The 17,479-nt window shown below is 39.3% G+C and carries 18 protein-coding genes; 7 read left to right on the forward strand and 11 right to left on the reverse strand.

The window, feature by feature from the left end:
• Positions 1-114 precede the first annotated feature (114 nt).
• Positions 115-1,185 carry an LPS export ABC transporter permease LptG gene (gene lptG / locus HUV91_RS11565; RefSeq protein ID WP_174493449.1) on the reverse strand — a complete coding sequence of 357 codons (1,071 nt, stop codon included), beginning with the start codon at positions 1,183-1,185 and terminating at the stop codon, positions 115-117.
• Positions 1,185-2,285 (reverse strand): LPS export ABC transporter permease LptF, encoded by a 1,101-nt coding sequence (lptF, locus tag HUV91_RS11570; protein ID WP_130074487.1) that lies wholly within the window; start codon positions 2,283-2,285, stop codon positions 1,185-1,187. Before lptF ends, lptG begins: the two co-directional genes overlap by 1 nt.
• Before the next feature lie 146 nt (positions 2,286-2,431).
• On the opposite strand from lptF, the gene HUV91_RS11575 reads away from it, so the two are divergent.
• The 4 genes from HUV91_RS11575 to HUV91_RS11590 all read left to right on the forward strand — a co-directional run bounded on the left by HUV91_RS11575 (position 2,432) and on the right by HUV91_RS11590 (position 5,298).
• Positions 2,432-3,886, forward strand: a complete 1,455-nt coding sequence (locus tag HUV91_RS11575; protein WP_174493450.1) for a leucyl aminopeptidase — start codon at positions 2,432-2,434, stop codon at positions 3,884-3,886.
• Positions 3,879-4,286, forward strand: coding sequence for a DNA polymerase III subunit chi (locus HUV91_RS11580; protein WP_130074485.1), 408 nt, complete (start codon positions 3,879-3,881; stop codon positions 4,284-4,286). Before HUV91_RS11575 ends, HUV91_RS11580 begins: the two co-directional genes overlap by 8 nt.
• A 29-nt stretch (positions 4,287-4,315) precedes the next feature.
• Complete coding sequence (locus tag HUV91_RS11585; RefSeq protein ID WP_218946242.1) at positions 4,316-4,942, forward strand: hypothetical protein; 627 nt, start codon at positions 4,316-4,318, stop codon at positions 4,940-4,942.
• 137 nt (positions 4,943-5,079) lie between these two features.
• The gene (locus tag HUV91_RS11590) at positions 5,080-5,298 is read left to right on the forward strand and encodes a hypothetical protein (protein ID WP_174493451.1); all 219 of its coding nucleotides are present in this window, start codon (positions 5,080-5,082) and stop codon (positions 5,296-5,298) included.
• A gap of 89 nt (positions 5,299-5,387) precedes the next feature.
• On the opposite strand, the gene HUV91_RS11595 is transcribed toward HUV91_RS11590, so the two are convergent.
• From HUV91_RS11595 to glnK, 7 genes are all read right to left on the reverse strand, one after another.
• Positions 5,388-5,933, reverse strand: coding sequence for a VTT domain-containing protein (locus HUV91_RS11595; protein WP_130074483.1), 546 nt, complete (start codon positions 5,931-5,933; stop codon positions 5,388-5,390).
• 112 nt (positions 5,934-6,045) lie between these two features.
• Positions 6,046-6,705 carry a riboflavin synthase gene (locus HUV91_RS11600; protein WP_130074482.1) on the reverse strand — a complete coding sequence of 220 codons (660 nt, stop codon included), beginning with the start codon at positions 6,703-6,705 and terminating at the stop codon, positions 6,046-6,048.
• Positions 6,706-6,918: 213 nt separating this feature from the next.
• Positions 6,919-8,223 (reverse strand): DNA adenine methylase, encoded by a 1,305-nt coding sequence (locus tag HUV91_RS11605; RefSeq protein WP_130074481.1) that lies wholly within the window; start codon positions 8,221-8,223, stop codon positions 6,919-6,921.
• On the reverse strand, positions 8,220-9,317 hold the full coding sequence (ribD, locus tag HUV91_RS11610; RefSeq protein ID WP_174493452.1) for a bifunctional diaminohydroxyphosphoribosylaminopyrimidine deaminase/5-amino-6-(5-phosphoribosylamino)uracil reductase RibD: 1,098 nt from the start codon (positions 9,315-9,317) through the stop codon (positions 8,220-8,222). Before ribD ends, HUV91_RS11605 begins: the two co-directional genes overlap by 4 nt.
• Before the next feature lie 21 nt (positions 9,318-9,338).
• Positions 9,339-9,809, reverse strand: coding sequence for a transcriptional regulator NrdR (gene nrdR, locus HUV91_RS11615; protein WP_065995122.1), 471 nt, complete (start codon positions 9,807-9,809; stop codon positions 9,339-9,341).
• Positions 9,810-9,964: 155 nt separating this feature from the next.
• A complete protein-coding gene (locus HUV91_RS11620) occupies positions 9,965-11,350 on the reverse strand; it encodes an ammonium transporter (RefSeq protein ID WP_174493453.1) in 1,386 nt (461 codons plus the stop codon).
• Positions 11,351-11,409: 59 nt separating this feature from the next.
• Positions 11,410-11,748, reverse strand: coding sequence for a P-II family nitrogen regulator (gene glnK / locus HUV91_RS11625; RefSeq protein ID WP_004650081.1), 339 nt, complete (start codon positions 11,746-11,748; stop codon positions 11,410-11,412).
• 275 nt (positions 11,749-12,023) lie between these two features.
• Between glnK and HUV91_RS11630 the strand changes: the two genes are divergently transcribed.
• Positions 12,024-12,245 carry an accessory factor UbiK family protein gene (locus HUV91_RS11630; RefSeq protein ID WP_130074478.1) on the forward strand — a complete coding sequence of 74 codons (222 nt, stop codon included), beginning with the start codon at positions 12,024-12,026 and terminating at the stop codon, positions 12,243-12,245.
• A gap of 77 nt (positions 12,246-12,322) precedes the next feature.
• Entirely contained in the window at positions 12,323-13,810 is a 1,488-nt protein-coding gene (locus HUV91_RS11635; RefSeq protein ID WP_174493454.1) for a YifB family Mg chelatase-like AAA ATPase, read from the forward strand.
• A 112-nt stretch (positions 13,811-13,922) separates the two neighbouring features.
• Here HUV91_RS11635 and HUV91_RS11640 read toward each other — a convergent pair whose 3' ends face one another.
• Together HUV91_RS11640 and HUV91_RS11645 are read right to left on the reverse strand one after the other, a co-directional pair.
• Positions 13,923-14,693 (reverse strand): TorF family putative porin, encoded by a 771-nt coding sequence (locus HUV91_RS11640; protein WP_174493455.1) that lies wholly within the window; start codon positions 14,691-14,693, stop codon positions 13,923-13,925.
• A 460-nt stretch (positions 14,694-15,153) separates the two neighbouring features.
• Positions 15,154-15,924 (reverse strand): TorF family putative porin, encoded by a 771-nt coding sequence (locus HUV91_RS11645; protein ID WP_174493456.1) that lies wholly within the window; start codon positions 15,922-15,924, stop codon positions 15,154-15,156.
• Between the two features lie 253 nt (positions 15,925-16,177).
• Between HUV91_RS11645 and HUV91_RS11650 the strand changes: the two genes are divergently transcribed.
• Entirely contained in the window at positions 16,178-17,470 is a 1,293-nt protein-coding gene (locus tag HUV91_RS11650; RefSeq protein ID WP_174493457.1) for an OprD family outer membrane porin, read from the forward strand.
• Positions 17,471-17,479 lie beyond the last annotated feature (9 nt).

Raw genomic sequence — 17,479 nt, forward strand, 5'->3', positions numbered from 1 at the left:
CTTTTCTGTTTACAAATTAATCGTCATATCTTACCTTTTTTTGAGATAAGACTCTATGTGCTGCTGATGGTATTCATTTATAAGTACCATCAGTATTTCAAATGAGAAAGATTACTATCTCGCTCGATATAATAAATAACTACCCACACCAAACATCAGTACGATTGGTACGAATACAAACCATGCAGGAGATGGTGAATAGACCAAACTCGCATAACCTAAAAAGTCTTGAATATAGTAAAAACCAAGTCCAACAAATAGAGCAATCACTAAACGAAAGCCCATAGACTGCTGACGTAATGGTCCAAAAATAAATGAACAAGCAATCAAAACCAGTGCTAACAAAGCAAACGGCGAACCAACATTTTGCCAAAATGCCAATAAATATGTTTTGGGCACTTGGCTATATTGATCCATATAGCGCATAAAGCTGACCAATTGGCTAGGTGATAAATCTTCAGGATCAATCGTCACCATATGCACATATTTGGGTTGTAATGCTAAAGCCAAATTATGCTGGCGATCACGGTTCAAGGTTGCTCGGCCATCTGATTGTAAATTTACTTGTGTCGCTTGGCTGAGGTTCCATTGACCATTTTCAACAAAATTACCTTGTTCAGCATTTAAAAGCGATTTCATACGATAATCTTGATCAAAGTCAACAACTTGGACTTGCTTTAAATTACCTTTTGAGTTGGCATAGTCAATATAAATAAAACGCTGCCCTTCTCGTGTCCAATAACCTTTAACTTCACCTAAAGCTGCAACACTTTGTTTACTTTTGATACTTTTCGCTTGTTCGTTGGTATAAGGCACAACAAATTGGCTCAAGATAAAAGAAAGTACAACCAATAGCATGGCTGATCGCATGACCCAACCCACAATACGCCACAGACTAATTCCTGAAGCACGCATTACAATCAATTCACTATTCGATGCTAATGTGCCTAACCCCAAAACCGCACCAATCAAAGCAGAAATAGGGAGAATCTCATAAAGGTATTTCGGTGCGCCCCACATCACATACTGGAAAGCATTCCAAGCGCTATAACCGTCTTTTAACTCTCCCAATTCACCTAAATAAGTAAATAGAATTTGCAAGATCGATAATACTGCTGTTGCACCCAACATTGCGAGTGCTGTTGTATTGACCACATGCTTGGCGACAATTTTACGTGCTAACATTATGATTTCACTCGCTGAATTTGTTTTTTGATTTTAGGTGCTAACTTTTGCTTACGGGAAAATAATGCAGCAGCAATTGCATAGAATAACAATACCGCAGGATATGCCCACATGCCGATTTCATCTTTACTGATGCGGGTTTTAATCGCCATGAGTGCGACAATTAAACTGGCAAAAATCAACAATGCTGGAAAGAGTTTTAAATAACGCCCTTGACGTGGACTCACTTCTGACAATGCTGTTGCTAACATCAATGCCACAATCATGCTAAAAGGTACAAAAATCCGCCACCCCAACTCACTACTTATCACAGGGTCGGCAGTATTTTTGAGTAACTTAGAAAATGGCAAAGCTTCTACTTCATTACTTTCAAATTTGGCTTCTTTGTCATTTTCTAAACGTAAACGATAAGACTGAAACTCAGCTTGGGTATATTCAGGCCGACCTGGATAAATTTCGTAACGGCGACCTTGCAATAGGTCTACAACATTCGCCGTATCATCAGCAACTTCAACACGAGTGGCTTCTTTTGCCAAAATCATCACATCAGGTTTACCTGCTTTTTCCGCTCGCTGATAAAAGAAAATATCTTTTAAATTTTTACGATCATCAGATAAAGAACCTGCATAGATGGTATAAGGACCTGAAGAAATAAATTCTTTGGGTCGAACCAAGTCAAAACCTGTTCGCACTGCTTGGGTTGATACTAATTTTTCATATTCACGAATACCCCAAGGTGACATCCAAATCATCAACACACTTTGCACCACCAAATACACCACAGTTAATGGAATAAGTAAACGTGCAAGTTGGATTTTACTGACCCCACTTCCGTTTAAAACCGCCATTTCATGATCTACATAGAGCCGACCAAAGACCAGCATTAAGCCAATAAAAAAGCCAAGCGGCAAAATTAAAGTCAAAAATTCAGGTAAGCGATAGCCAATAATGCTAAATAAAATCGTGGCATCTAAGCGCCCTTGAGCTGCGACACCAAAATACTTGATCAAACGTCCACCCATCATAATGAGTGTGAGCAGTGCAACAACAACCAAAGATGTTGAAACAACTTGTTTGACGAGATAACGTCTTATAATCAAGGGAATCTTCCAAAGTGAGTTGGGGAATATGCGTTTTAGTATTTTACCCGAATGTTAAAAATATAAAACCACATTGAAATTCTATCATTGGTAGTGTTTCAATGGTTTAATGTTTTCAAACGTCTCTAAAGGCATATAGATCGCATATGAAATTAAACATCCATACTTCAGCAACAAGCAGTGCATCAAGCCAAGCACTTTTTATTTTGGCAAGTTCAGACCACTTAGCAGAAGTACATTCTAACTATCAAATCAAAGATTTAGATACTGCAATTAACGCAACACAATTTAAAGCAAGTGTTGCGGAAACGTTAACACTGGTTGGTCAAGTGACACAAAATGCTTACAGCATTTTAGTCGGAGTTGGTCAAGCAAGTGAGTTAAAAGCTGCAAAATTAGCAAAAATCTCACAAATCATTATCAAAGCGTCACAAAAAAAATTCAAACAAATCAGTATTGATATTTCGGCTTTACCTGCTGAATTACATTACCTCTTTGCTTTAAGTTTAACGCAAGCTGCATATGGTTATGATGAATTCAAAAGCAAAAAGAATGAATTTCTGCTCACTGATGTTGAACTTGTTGCTGCACAAACTAGCCTTGATGCAGCACAAATCAGTTTGATTGAAGCAGTGCAACAAGGTCAAAACTTTGCACGTGACTTAGGCAACTGCCCTGCAAATATCTGTTTTCCTGAATATTTAGCAGATCAAGCACGCGCGCTTGCTGCTGAATTCCCTGATGTTTTAAAAGTAACAGTACTCGAAGAACAGCAGTTGGCTGATTTAGGCATGCATTCATTCCTTGCTGTCAGCAAAGGTTCAGAACGCCCAGGACGAGTCATTACCCTTGAATATAAAGCCAATCCAGATCAAGCCCCTGTGGTCTTAGTCGGTAAAGGGATTACTTTTGATACTGGCGGTATTTCGCTTAAACCTGGTATCGGCATGGATGAAATGAAGTTTGATATGTGCGGTGCAGCCTCTGTACTTGGTACATTACGCGCTTTATGTGAAGCCAACTTACCGATCCATGTGGTGGGTACGATTGCTGCTGCTGAAAATATGCCATCAGGTCATGCAACCCGTCCGGGTGATATTGTCACCACAATGAGTGGACAGACTGTTGAAATTTTAAATACCGATGCAGAAGGTCGTTTGGTATTGTGTGACACGCTGACCTACGTCAAACGTTTTAATCCTGCAGTGGTGATTGATATTGCGACATTGACAGGCGCTTGTGTAGTTGCACTTGGTAAAGTACTCAGTGGTTTATTTACGCCAGATGATGAACTTGCACAAGAAATCAATGTTGCAGGTGAGGAAAGCTTTGACCGTGTATGGCGACTTCCTGTCATTGACGATTATCAAGAAATGCTCGATTCAAACTTTGCAGACATTGGCAATATCAGTGGTGCAGGTCCTCAAGCAGGCGCAATTTTAGCAGCATGCTTCTTACAACGTTTCACACGTGAATACCGTTGGGCACATTTAGATGTGGCAGGAACAGCATGGTTATCAGGTGCAGCGAAAGGCTCTACAGGGCGTCCTGTACCATTGCTCATGCAATTCATTGCCAATCGTGCGAAAACCCATGGCTAAAATTAGCTTTTATCTGTTTGAAAAAAGCCCAGAACGACGAGTGCAAAGCACTTGTCGTCTCTGCCGCAAGATTTCAAAGCAACATGCCAAAATTTGGATTCATTGTCCTGATCTCGAAATACAGCAGCAACTTGATGATTTACTATGGGAATTTGATGCAAGTAGCTTCCTCGCACATGGGATTGATCAAGAAACAGCACCCATCTGTATTTCTGCTCATTTACCCAATGCATCTGAATGGATTGTGTTTAATTTTAACAATCAAGCACTTGAACAAGCTGCACAATTTAGTCACATTATTGAAATTGTTGAAAATGATGAGCCTGCTAAACAAATCGGTCGTGAAAAATACAAAACATACCGACGTTTAGGTTTCTCTCCTCAAACATTTAAACTCTAAAAGTATTTTCAAATCTCAAAAGGAGATGCATGGTGGCATTGAATGTAGGTCAAGATTTTAAACAGCGTTGGCTAGACGCACCTGAGGCTGTACGCCAAACCTATCTAGATGATCTCAATCGCATTTGTGATTTGTTAAGTCCTGAGTCAAATCTCCAAGCATGGATGGACAATGACAAACGTGCCATGCAAGTCGCACAGCTTAAAGTTGAACAAGCTTATGCAGATCTCAAAGCTCAACTGATCGAAGAGGCACGTGTTCGTAAACAATTGGCTTTAGAAAAATCTTTAGCTGAAAAAAGAGCACTACAAAAGCAATATAATCAGCAACTGTTAGATGATGAAATACGCCAATATCAACAGCAAACTGTTTCTCTTGCTGCTTTACGTGAAGACATTCTTTCTGAGATTTCAAAACATACTGAACGCTATACCAAAAATCCCAATACACCTGCGACAGATTATGCAAATAATCATTTTAAAATTGCAGACCATCAAATCATGTCTGAACTAGAAAGTGTGCGCTTACGTTTGGAACTTGAAGCAGAAACCTGGATTGAAAAAGCGGTTCAAGACTTTAGAGCTAAACTTAAAGCAGCCTCAGATGAAGAAATTGCCTACATTTTGAAAAATTCACAATTCTCTAAAGAAGAATAACGGATAACCTTAGTATTTTTTGTGATTTAAGATGTCATTAAATTGACATGAAAGTGTCACATCATAGTCATGTTTTAATCTTTTGATGATCAAAACAATTTTTGAATTCTTCAAAATTGCATGACTAGGAACATAAAATGGATATGTTAGATCAAATCTCTGAGCAAATTGCAGTTCTTGATTCAGGTGAAAAATGGACGCTTTCCGCGCAGGACTTATTGATCAGTCGTGCAGACTTTCATTCAATTTCTGTATTTTTAAGTCTTGAATCTGAAAAAGGAATTTTTTCAATCGAGCAAGATCTCCCGAAAAAACAATGGTTCCAGCCTACAGAAATCACCATTACCAAACATTGATTTTTATTTTTAAAATTATTTCATAGACCAAGTTCAATTCAAATAGGCTTGGTTTTTTATCTTCATCATTTTAAAAGCATGCAGTTTTATTAAAATAAATCAACTGTGTAAGAAATCAAATTCCCTGTCCCATAACCAATTCCCAATAAAATACCAATCCAAAAAACCCCGCCTAAGACATTATAAAACATAAAATTACTCATCTTCATATGCCCTGCACCTGCGGCAAATGGTGCAGATGAACGCACAAAAGGAATAAAACGTGCCATCATGATGGTCTTACCGCCATGTTTTAGAAAATAAGCATTGGTTTTTTCAATATAATCAGGTTTGAAAACTTTAGGATGCTTGTTAAAAAAACGAAATCCGAGTGCTCGCCCTGTATAGTAATTCACGATATAACCTAAAATTGAAGCAATGATCAGCAAAATTGCCATATAGCCCAAATGCACCGCTTCAGCCGTTGAGCACAATGCGCCAATGGCAATGAGCAAACTATCGCCTGGCAAAAAAAACATAAAGACTGAGCCAGTTTCTGCAAAAATAATCAGAAATAAAATGGCATAAATCCATAAACCATATTGATCAAGTAATACAGGCAATAATTGTTCTATATGCATCAAAAAATCAAGCAATACTCTATTCTCCTGTTAATAAAGTCATTGCAATATATTCGTCTAGTTTCATGATGTAAATAAAAAAAAGCCTAAAATAAATTAGACTTTTGATTTCTCAAGCTACACTCGCCTATTTTAAAAAGCCATTTTGTGCTAAAAATTCCATACTGAGTTTTGACTCAGTTTTCACTTCAGCCGCTTTATCACCAAGTAATAAACGCTCAATATAACGTGCTAAAATATCTACCTCTAAGTTGACTTTTGTTCCGACTTTCCATGTCCCAATGTTGGTACGTTCTGCCGTATGAGGGATCAAATTTAAACTCAGAATATTTCCACGTAAATGATTAATCGTTAAGCTAATACCATCGACAGTAATGGAGCCTTTTTCTGCTAAATATTTCGCAATTTCAACAGGGGCAGTGACTTCAAAATATAATGAACGCGCATCTGAACGAACAACCGTAATCTCACCGACCACATCCACATGCCCACTGACAATATGCCCACCAAAACGTGTGGTAGGCAACATGGCTTTTTCAACATTGACCACCTGCCCAACTTTCCAATCTGCCAAAGTCGAACGGTTTAAGCTTTCCCGTGAAACGTCAGCCGCATACCAATTTTCACCCCAATCAATCACGGTGAGACAAATTCCATTGGTTGCAATTGAATCGCCTAAATGTACATCAGACATATCTAAGTCGGTATGAATACGTAAACGCACATCACCGCCTACGCTTTGCAAACTTTCTACTTGACCTAAACTTTCAATAATGCCTGTAAACATATTTCACCTTTGTTTTTGGGTTGCAATGCTATTCTATGCAAGAACGTCGTGTAATTCGATCTTTTCTTTATCACGCTTCTTGCCCAATGCGCATTTAAAAGTTGTTATATACAGATCATAACAAAGCTGAGCGCGATTCAATGATGCCAACAATTCCATGGTATTTTCAGCACTAAAAAAGATGCTATTTTTAAGCATCTGTTTTATTTCGCCTTACCACAAATCCAGTTGCGTACAAACACCTGACGTATCTACTCCGCCCAATTCAGCGAAATGATAAAGCTGACCTAAGAGTTGGCGCAGTGGTGGGCCTGATTTAGCATGCGTATCGGTAATCACAATAAACTCTAAGACACGTGCACGCTCTGACTGACGTTGCTTACTCACTCGATAACGGGGTACATCTTGAGTCAAAAGCGACACTTTGCCACGTTTTAAATTGGCTTCGAGCAAGTCTTTAACTTCGATATTACCATCCGTTGAATAACTGGTTAAAATATAACGAGCATTAATCGTCGACAATAATTTTTCATACGCTTCTTGTGCATGTTTAGAAGAATTATAAGGACTTGGGCGCTCTTTACGCCATGCTCGGTCAATCCCGCTCTTAAATCCCTTGGTATCAGGTGTTGGAATATCCACTTGATCCCACAAGGTTAAAGAGTTTAAAACATGATAATTACTACTATATGCATGCTGATTATACGGCGGGTCAAGATACGCAACATCCACTTCAAAGCCACTCATTTGATTGGCTAAATGCTGTGCATCGACACACCACATTTCTGCCATGGGTGTACTTTGTTTCGCATCTGCCCCAATGTCACAAAAACGGCTTGGCATCAACCAAAGTAAAGACTCAATCCGCTCTAAAGCTGACTGTGTACGTCCACCCCAACCATGATGAAAGCTTTTAAATACGCCACTGGTATTACTGACAAAACTTGCTGAGTATAATAAAGGTGCAAGCAAAGCACTCATTTCCACATCATCAATTGCACCTTGCGCTTGCCATGTCGCAATTTGCTGACGAATGGCATCTATTCGCATCCCATTACGACGTTTAAAGAATAAACGGTCACGACTAGGATCATAAATCTCATCATTACGTGGACATAGATTATGGGTTACCCAACCTTTGACTTCAGGCAACCGGTTCAAATAGTCTATCGCTTTTTGATACCCCCCCAATTCCTTAAATGCGGGCGCATCTGTACATGCTAAAAGTGCATGATTTAAGGCGTGGCTATAAGGTTCCCAATCATTTGCAATCACACGGTAACCATTTTGTCGCGCTAAACGCGACACCACACCACTTCCTGCAAAAAAGTCAGCAAAAATTGGAGCACGTTTTCCTTTATGGTGTAATGTCCCTGTCTGCTCCAATGCTTCTAAAATCAGATGTAACAATCGGCGCTTGTTCCCCAAATAAGGTACAAGCTGATTGAAAAGATATTCATCTGTCGTACGGGCGGCGTGACGACGTTTGTGATATACCGAAGAAGTCTCTGAATTCATACTGACTCTTGCAAAGGAGTTAATCTTAAGCGGATGTCTTGTCCTAATGGGATCACATCCTCAAGTTTAAAACGAAGTTGTTGTGACATCTGTTCAAAATTAGCATTGAACATGGCACGTGCGGATTGACCTAAAAATGTTGGTGCAACATAGCTAATCACTTCATCGACTAAATTTTCTTGTAAAAAAGCGGTCGAAAGTGTTGCACCTGCTTCAACCATCACATCATAAATTTGAAAATCTTTCAGTGTTCTGAGTAACGCCGACAAAGACTGAATTTCCAATTGTGTCACACCCAATTGGGCTAGTTCCTGACGAAATGGCCCCATGACCATGACAGTTTCAGGGTGCTTGAGAATCTGTGCATCCAACGGCAAACGCCCTTGACGGTCTAAAACAACCCGTTGTGGTTGCACGATATCATCAAGATTAACATCCACTAACTGACGTACATTAAGTTGTGGATCATCGGCTAAAATGGTTTCAATACCTGTGATCACAGCACCCGAAATGGCACGCCAATGCTGCACATCTTGACGTGCTTCATGACCTGTAATCCATTTTGACTCACCCGATGCCATCGCTGTACGCCCATCTAGACTAGAAGCGACTTTTAAACGCACATAAGGCATATCACTCGCCATCGCTTTTAAAAAGCCTTTATTTAAAACGGCAGCTTCTGGTTCACAGACCCCAACTTCAACGTGAATGCCTGCCTCTTTTAAAATTTGCACCCCCTTCCCTGACACCAACGGGTTCGGGTCAGAACATGCCACCACCACATGCGCTACACCTGCCTCCACCAAACCTTTGGCACAAGGTGGTGTACGACCATAATGCGCACAAGGTTCTAAGGTCACATAAGCTGTTGAACCTTGTGCTAATTGCCCTGCTTCACGTAACGCAAAAACTTCTGCATGGGGTTGACCTGCTTTGGGGTGAAAACCTGTTCCAACCACTTTGCCATCTTTCACAATGACACAACCGACATTCGGATTTGGACGTGTGGAATATTGACCCTGTTGTGCCAATGCAATGGCTTGTCGCATCCAATATTGATGCTGTGCATCTTGCTCAAAAGAGGTAAGGCTCATAATTTTCTCAGATATTCCGTATCAATCTTGCTTTTCTTGATCACGGTGTTGCATCAATTCAATCTGACGGCGAAAAGCTTCAACGTCTTGGAAATCTTGATACACCGAAGCAAAACGCACATATGCCACATGATCTAATGCAAACAAAGACTGCATCACAATTTCCCCGATCGTCCGTGAACGTACATCTCGCTCACCCAAACGGCGAATTTTGAGTTGAATATCACTGAGTACGGTTTCAATTTGTTCTTGCGTGACGGGACGTTTTTGAAGTGCATGCATCAGTGAGCGACGTAGTTTTGACTCATCAAAAGGTTCACTTTTACCATCAGACTTATTTACCCTTGGCATCACCACTTCATAGGTTTCAAAAGTGGTAAATCGTTCTGCACATTTAATACATTCACGGCGTCTACGAATTTGGCAACCTTCAGCTGCCAAACGTGAGTCGATCACTTTACTATCTGCGGCGTTGCAAAATGGACAATGCATAATGATTTAATTGAACACATTTGTAAGATTTGCTTTAGTGTATCAAAAAAAAGGATTGTTGTTGAGCTTTACGCAATATATAGAAAAAAAACAGCCCAATTGAGCTGTTTTCCACAATATATAGTACTGCTTTAGATGTAATTCTATGATTAGTCTTATTCGATACGCTCGCCATGTTGACTTAAATCAAGTCCCATACGCTCATCATCTGTACCAACACGGATACCAATCACCAAATCAATCACTTTCAAGATGATAAAAGTCATAACCGCAGAATATGCAATTGTTGCAAGCACACCTTCAACTTGTACCCAAATTTGATGCATCATGTCAGTTGGAGCTTTTTCACCCATGATAAATTCACTTGCAAATACCGCTGTTAGAATGGCACCAACAATACCGCCCACACCATGTAGACCAAATGCATCTAAAGAGTCATCTGCTTTAAGGATACGTTTAAGACCAGAGATTCCCCAGAAACAAACCACACCACCAATCAAGCCCATAATCAAAGCACCACCAACAGTGACAAAACCTGCCGCTGGAGTGATGACCACTAGACCTGCAACTGCACCTGATGCAGCACCCAATACAGATGCTTTCCCACGTACCACTTTCTCAACCAATAACCATGAAATTGCTGCTGCGGCTGCGGCAATTTGTGTGGTCATTAAAGCATAGGCTGCTGAGCCGTTTGCACCTAAAGCAGACCCACCATTGAAACCGAACCAACCGACCCAAACCAAACTTGCACCAAGCACGGTTAAAGTTAGATTATGTGGCGCCATTGACTCTTTACCAAGCCCAATACGTTTACCCAATAAATATGCGGTAACTAAGCCTGCTACACCTGAATTGATATGCACCACCGTACCGCCTGCAAAATCAAGTGCACCATCATTCATTAACCAACCACCACCCCATACCCAATGGGCAATAGGGGCATACACAATCACGACCCAAATTGTAATAAATGCAATATAAGCACTAAATTTCATACGTTCAGCGATAGAACCGCTGATAATCGCCACAGTAATAATGGCAAAGGTCATTTGAAAAATAACAAAAAGAATTTCAGGAATCGTTCCACTGAGTGCATCGGTTGTGATACCTGAAAGCATGAGTTTATCTAGATTACCAATAAAGGCATTACCACCACTAAAGGCTAAGGTATAGCCAACGACCACCCAAACAATACTCACAATTGCAGCAGCAAGTAAGCTGTGTGCCATGGTACTTAGGACATTTTTTTTACGTACCATACCGCCGTAGAATAATGCGAGACCAGGAATCGTCATCAGCAAAACCAAAGCAGTTGAAACCAAAATCCAAGCCGTATCACCCGTATTTAACGTTGGTTCTTCTTTTACTGCTGGAGCAGCAACAGGTGTACTTTCTGTTGTTGATATAGATGTTGGCGTAGCAGCACTTGATGCTGTGACTGCTGTAGCAGTGGGTTCAGTTACGCTTTCTTCAGCCCACGCAACTGATCCACCAAGAAGTGCGCCAGACAGGCTGAGCGCAAGTAGCATTTTTTTCATTCGTATCCCCCAACCAAGTTTTTCTGAGTTATCTGTTACTCAGCAAACTTCATGCCAAATTAAACAGCATCCGCACCAGTTTCACCTGTACGAATACGAATGACTTGTTCTAGATTAGTGACAAAAATTTTCCCATCACCAATTTTCCCAGTGCTTGCAACACGTGTAATTGATTCGATCACTGAATCTACCATTTCGTCACTGATTGCAATTTCAATTTTCACTTTTGGTAAAAAATCAACGACATATTCAGCACCACGATAAAGTTCAGTGTGACCTTTTTGACGACCAAAACCTTTCACTTCTGTGACGGTAATCCCTTGAACGCCAATTTCTGACAATGCTTCACGGACATCATCTAATTTGAATGGTTTTACAATTGCTGTTACGAGTTTCATGTTGTTTTCCTTCGGCTTTTATCACCAGTAAGGTTTTATGTTCAATTTTCATGCCAAAATTACTTAACGGTTGGGGAGTGTTAAGTGATTTTGTCAGAAATCGCCTTGTACCTTATTTTATACATTTTCTTGTAGTTTTCACTTTAAAAATTTTATATTTGCGATTGATTTTTTGTATTTTATTATTAATTCACTCGATACTATTCAGTTAACACTAGGGTCTATTTCAAAGCAATGTTAAACTAAACCAATCTCACTATTTTTTGGACATTAAAATGATTGAAACACTATTACAGGCAATTTTGGAACAAATTGATCAACCCAAGAAAGATTTAGAGCACAATTTACGTGCATTACTCAATGAAACTGTCAGTAAAATGGATCTGGTCTCAAAAGATGAATTAGAACGCCAAAAAACTGCACTACAAAATGCCAATACCCGTTTAACAGCCTTACAAGCACAAGTTAAGACCCTAGAAACCTTGATTCAAAAATAAAAAATAATATTTTTTGCACAAAAAAAGTGCATAAAAACAATAAAACGATTAAAAATAAAGCAAATTGGAATAATAACATGTCTTTTGCCAAAATTTATACACGAGGTTTACTCGGGTTACATGCACCACAAATAGAAGTTGAAGTTCATGTCAGCGCAGGTTTACCCTCTTTAACCATTGTAGGTTTACCTGAAGCTGCGGTGAGAGAAAGTAAAGATCGAGTGCGCTCAGCCATTATTAACAGTGGTTTTCAATTTCCGACCAAACGTTTAACCATTAATTTAGCCCCAGCCGATTTACCCAAAGATGGCTCACGCTTAGACCTCCCCATTGCAATGGGGATTTTAATTGCCACAGGTCAAATTCCTGAAGGTCAAACGGATGATTTTGAATTTATTGGGGAATTAGCACTCGATGGGCATCTTAGACCAAGCTCAGGCACATTGACCATTGCTATGGCATGCCAACAGGCACAACACTGCTTAATGCTCCCCACAGAAAATGCAACAGAGGCAGCACAACTGCCTGAAATCAAAGTCTTCGCTGCGTCTCACTTAAAACAAGTCTGTGCGCATTTTTCCAATACGCAAACAATTTCTGCAACTGAAAATGTAAGTACTGCATTGCAGCAACATTATAAGTTTGATTTAGCAGATGTAAAAGGACAAATGCGTCCACGCCGAGCTTTAGAAATTGCAGCTGCTGGTGGGCATTCTATTTTATTTAAAGGTCCACCCGGCACAGGCAAAACATTATTAGCCTCTCGCCTACCCAGTATTTTACCGCCACTCAATCATCAGGAAAATCTGCAAGTTGCCAGTATTTATTCGATTGCCAATTTAAAGCATCACTTTGGACAACGTCCCTATCGTGCTCCGCACCATACGGCATCTGCTATTGCCTTAGTCGGTGGCGGGTCGCATCCTAAACCTGGTGAAATCACCTTGGCACACTTAGGTGTACTGTTTCTCGATGAATTACCCGAATTTGACAGAAAAGTCTTAGAGGTTTTACGGCAGCCTTTGGAAGGAAAAGAAATTGTCATTTCAAGAGCATCTCGTCAGATTACTTTTCCTGCTGATTTTCAACTCATTGCCGCAATGAATCCCTGTCCATGTGGTTATGCCTTTAATCAAGACAGTCGTTGTCAATGCTCAAGCGATGCCATTAAACGTTATCAAAATCGTATTTCAGGGCCATTGCTCGACCGTATTGATTTACACATTGATGTGCCTCCGTTAAAAGCACAAGAATTACAAAGTAGTACAGAAGTCGAAAATTCAGCAACGGTGCGTGAACGTGTTTTACGTGCCTATGATTTTCAAATCCAACGTCAAGGCGCGACCAATCAAAGTCTGTCACCTCAACAGCTTGAAGCCCATGCCCAACTTAATCAAGCCTCCAAGAATATGCTAGAAATAGCACAACAACGTTTAAATTTATCTGCACGGGCATATCATCGGATTTTACGTGTGGCACGAACAATTGCTGATTTATCACAAAGTTCGGACATTGAAACTGCACATTTAAGTGAGGCTTTGTCTTATCGTAAGCAAGAGACCTAACCTAGACATAGACGTCAACGACAAAAAAATCCCTCTTATTTTTCAAAGAGGGAGAGCGCATTTTTTTGTATTTGACAGTTATTTTTATGCTGTCTATTTTAATGTTTGTTTCTTAGAATGCTTTGGTTAAAGTAAATACGGCACCTGTCTCTACACCACGTTCTGCAGCAGATGTCCAACCATCGGTATCAATATTTGTCCCCACGGCTGCAAGTTCTGCACTCAAACCTTGTACAGATTTAAAGCCATAATTTACGCCAACTTTCCAATCTACATAATTATCATCGCCATTAAATGAATATTTTTCTTCATCATCAACTACGGTATAACCGACTGCTGCAACGCCACCAAATCCTGTTTCACCAAATGGCAATGCATAACCAAAGTTAATATTCCAACTGTTGGTATCTGCTCCCGCATAATCATTAGTAAAATTAAGATTGGTCAGTAAGCTATCGCCTGAAACAGCGAGATCTTTCAAAGTCACTTTCCCGTATAATTCCGCCCAATTTGCATCGCTATAACTTGGATAGTTGTAATACACCACCCCCACATCAATCACAGGCTTTTTACTAAAATTTTCCAATGTTGTTGAATAACCAATTGATGGATCTAATTCTAAATGTGGGCTGTCTCCACCAAAGTCGACATTTGAACCCCAAACACTTGCATATAAACCTGATGAATGTGCAAGTGTAAAACCTGCTTGTACCGCAGGATCATTCCCCGTTTGAGTCACGCCACGAAAACGATAATCACTGGTTAAAGCCGCACTTCCAGAAAATGTCAGTCCTAATTGAGACAATGTATTGTCTTCTGCCATACTTACACTTGCAGTTGAAGCCAAGATACCCAATGCTAAAAGTTTAGTTGTAAATTGCATGTCAAATGCTCCCCCATCGTGCTGATGATTTGTTTTGTTTCATTTTTAAAACTCATATGACATTGAGCAATTGTTATGCCAACTTAGAAAATTCATGGTTATTCATAGCATAAAAAATATTTAAAATATTGTTTTTAATGATATTAAAAAATTAAACTCACATCGCATAATGCAGTAATAGAAAGCATTTACAGATTTTGATTCGATATTTATATGTTCCATATATTGGTTAGATTATTCTCGCAATCACATCTTATTTATTTTCAGTATTTATCATTTCATCTTATATAACGGTTGGTTAATCATGTTATTGGTTCAAATGCTCAGCGATATATAAATAAAAATCGAAATTGTCACTTTTTTAAGCAAAATTTAACATCATACTTATTTTGTGCTTAAAAAAAGTGCATTTTTCCTAAAAAATACACTTTATCAAAAGAAACTGATCTCAAGCTTTGCATTAAAAATTATAATTTAAACCAAAAACCACATGATTATCAAAGTCTTCACCTAAACGATCCTCACCACCTAAGACATAGTCTACGGATGCTACTACACCTGATTCTGCAAGATGATTACTCAAACCAATACGTGCTTCATTAAAAGCAAAATCTTGAGTGGTTTGAATCATTTCATCATCACGGCTGCTGTTATATGCCGAACCACCTACAGAGGCATTCAGTGTGAAATTTTTTGGCAATGAGTGACTGTAGGCTGCACTCAAATATACATCTCCAGCATTACCAAAAGAAGCGTCAGCAAGCAGTACAGATCCAGCAACTGTCACTTCTTTATAAGTCAATGCACCTAGTACATCAAAAGCAGTGGTTTTACGTTTATGTTCGTCACCATATACCGTACCGCCATGATGATAAACATAGGCTGTAGCTTGCACGTTATAACTTAAGTCTGGGCGAATTTCATGACCATAAGCCATGTAAACGTCATGTTCAAAACCACGATGACGATTTTCATCTGTTGCATCATAATCTAAAGTTGAACCCCAATAACCAACACTAATGCCACTTTTATGGGCATAGTCCAAACCCGCTTGTAGAGCAATATCATCATTTTCTACTCCACCCCGATAAATATACTTCGACACTGTCCCCACACTTCCAGATAAAACTCCATTTGAATGGGTCAGTGCTGCATCTTCTGCATAAACAACACTAGAAATAAGTAACAAACATGGCACAGCCATCATTTTTTTAGAGAAAGATGCAGTCATTTTTTCGCACAGATCGAGGGGAAAGAAAGGCTGAATTTTACTGTGTTTTTTAAACTTTTGGTAAATTTTTCAATATGATTGGTGATTAATTTGCAGATTTATTTTATTTAACTAAATCTAGCAATATGAGATTAAAAGCTAAGATTAGGAAATAAAATTGTTACAAATACTAGTTTTTCTGTAATTTAATTATACAATTCACTGAAATTAAATATTTTGAAACAATCAACAATCATTGTAAGAGGCAAGCCGAATGCTAACCCCACAAAAACTTACATTAGCAGTTCTAATTCAGGCCGCTCTTCTGTCTTCAGCTTATGCCAGTGAGCAAAGCGAAGCAAAAGGATTTCTTGAAGATGCTGAAGGATCAGTTTTATTCCGTACTGGTTATATTAGTCGTGATAAGAAAAATGGCATAGAAGATACTAGCTCTTATGCACAGTCTGCTATTGTTGAATTAAACTCTGGCTTCACTCAAGGTGTTGTTGGTTTTGGCGTAGGTGTATTGGGTGATGGCTCAATCAAACTAGGTTCAAACAACAATGCTGGCAACCAAATGATCCCTTTACATAATGATGGTTCTGCATATGACCATTGGGGTCGTGGTGGTGGAAATGTAAAAGCACGTTTCTCAAATACCACTGCTGTTTATGGTACACAAGTACTTGACCTACCTGTACTTGCAAGTAACACTGGTCGTATGGTACCTGAGTATTTCGAAGGTACCTTAGTTACAAGTCGTGAGATCAAAGGTTTAGAATTAACTGCAGGTAAATTTACCAAAGATCAAATGTCTGACCAAATCAACAGTGATGCTGATGCAGGTGGCAAAGGTCTTGATCGTGCAATCATTTGGGGTGCTAAATATAAATTTGATGATCAATTGAGTGCATCTTACTATGGTTTAGATTCTAAAAATGCGTTAGAACGCCATTATGTAAATGCCAACTATAAACTTCCACTTGCAGACAAAAGCTCTTTAACTTTTGACTTTAGTGGTTACCACACTGAATGGGATAAAGCAGCAGCAACTTATTCATCGACTATTGGTAATAAAGATGTTGATGGTCGTAGCAACAACATTTGGGCATTATCGAGTACATATAACCAAGGACCGCATAGCGTAATGTTGGCTTACCAACAAAACACAGGCAATACAGGTTATGACTATGGTCAAAATGCTGATGGCTTCCAAAGTATTTATCTACCAAACTCATATTTGTCTGACTTTATTGGCAACCATGAAAAATCAGCACAATTGCAATATAACTTAGACTTCGGTGGTTATGGTGTTCCTGGTCTGAACTGGACGACAGCATTTGTTTATGGTTGGGACATCAAAGTTGATGGCCTAACTGACGATGCACAAGAACGCGAATTCTTTAACCAAGTTAAATATACCGTTCAAAATGGTTTTGCAAAAGATGCAAGTTTACGTGTACGTCATTCTTACTACCGTGCAAGTGATGCTTACCAAGCCAATGCTTACATTGGTGATACCAATGAATGGCGTCTATTCTTAGATATTCCTGTTAAATTATTTTAATTTTTCAGT

Origin of the sequence: Acinetobacter sp. Marseille-Q1623 (assembly GCF_902809895.1) — a bacterium.
In the GTDB taxonomy this organism is placed as follows: Bacteria; Pseudomonadota; Gammaproteobacteria; order Pseudomonadales; family Moraxellaceae; genus Acinetobacter; species Acinetobacter piscicola_A.

Coding starts and splice junctions, on each gene's coding strand:
- lptG (WP_174493449.1), bottom strand. CDS start 1,185: ATGTTAGCACGTAAAATTGTCGCCAAGCATGTGGTCAATACAACAGCA.
- HUV91_RS11575 (WP_174493450.1), top strand. CDS start 2,432: ATGAAATTAAACATCCATACTTCAGCAACAAGCAGTGCATCAAGCCAA.
- HUV91_RS11580 (WP_130074485.1), top strand. CDS start 3,879: ATGGCTAAAATTAGCTTTTATCTGTTTGAAAAAAGCCCAGAACGACGA.
- HUV91_RS11585 (WP_218946242.1), top strand. CDS start 4,316: ATGGTGGCATTGAATGTAGGTCAAGATTTTAAACAGCGTTGGCTAGAC.
- HUV91_RS11590 (WP_174493451.1), top strand. CDS start 5,080: ATGGATATGTTAGATCAAATCTCTGAGCAAATTGCAGTTCTTGATTCA.
- HUV91_RS11600 (WP_130074482.1), bottom strand. CDS start 6,705: ATGTTTACAGGCATTATTGAAAGTTTAGGTCAAGTAGAAAGTTTGCAA.
- HUV91_RS11605 (WP_130074481.1), bottom strand. CDS start 8,223: ATGAATTCAGAGACTTCTTCGGTATATCACAAACGTCGTCACGCCGCC.
- ribD (WP_174493452.1), bottom strand. CDS start 9,317: ATGAGCCTTACCTCTTTTGAGCAAGATGCACAGCATCAATATTGGATG.
- nrdR (WP_065995122.1), bottom strand. CDS start 9,809: ATGCATTGTCCATTTTGCAACGCCGCAGATAGTAAAGTGATCGACTCA.
- HUV91_RS11620 (WP_174493453.1), bottom strand. CDS start 11,350: ATGAAAAAAATGCTACTTGCGCTCAGCCTGTCTGGCGCACTTCTTGGT.
- glnK (WP_004650081.1), bottom strand. CDS start 11,748: ATGAAACTCGTAACAGCAATTGTAAAACCATTCAAATTAGATGATGTC.
- HUV91_RS11630 (WP_130074478.1), top strand. CDS start 12,024: ATGATTGAAACACTATTACAGGCAATTTTGGAACAAATTGATCAACCC.
- HUV91_RS11635 (WP_174493454.1), top strand. CDS start 12,323: ATGTCTTTTGCCAAAATTTATACACGAGGTTTACTCGGGTTACATGCA.
- HUV91_RS11640 (WP_174493455.1), bottom strand. CDS start 14,693: ATGCAATTTACAACTAAACTTTTAGCATTGGGTATCTTGGCTTCAACT.
- HUV91_RS11645 (WP_174493456.1), bottom strand. CDS start 15,924: ATGACTGCATCTTTCTCTAAAAAAATGATGGCTGTGCCATGTTTGTTA.
- HUV91_RS11650 (WP_174493457.1), top strand. CDS start 16,178: ATGCTAACCCCACAAAAACTTACATTAGCAGTTCTAATTCAGGCCGCT.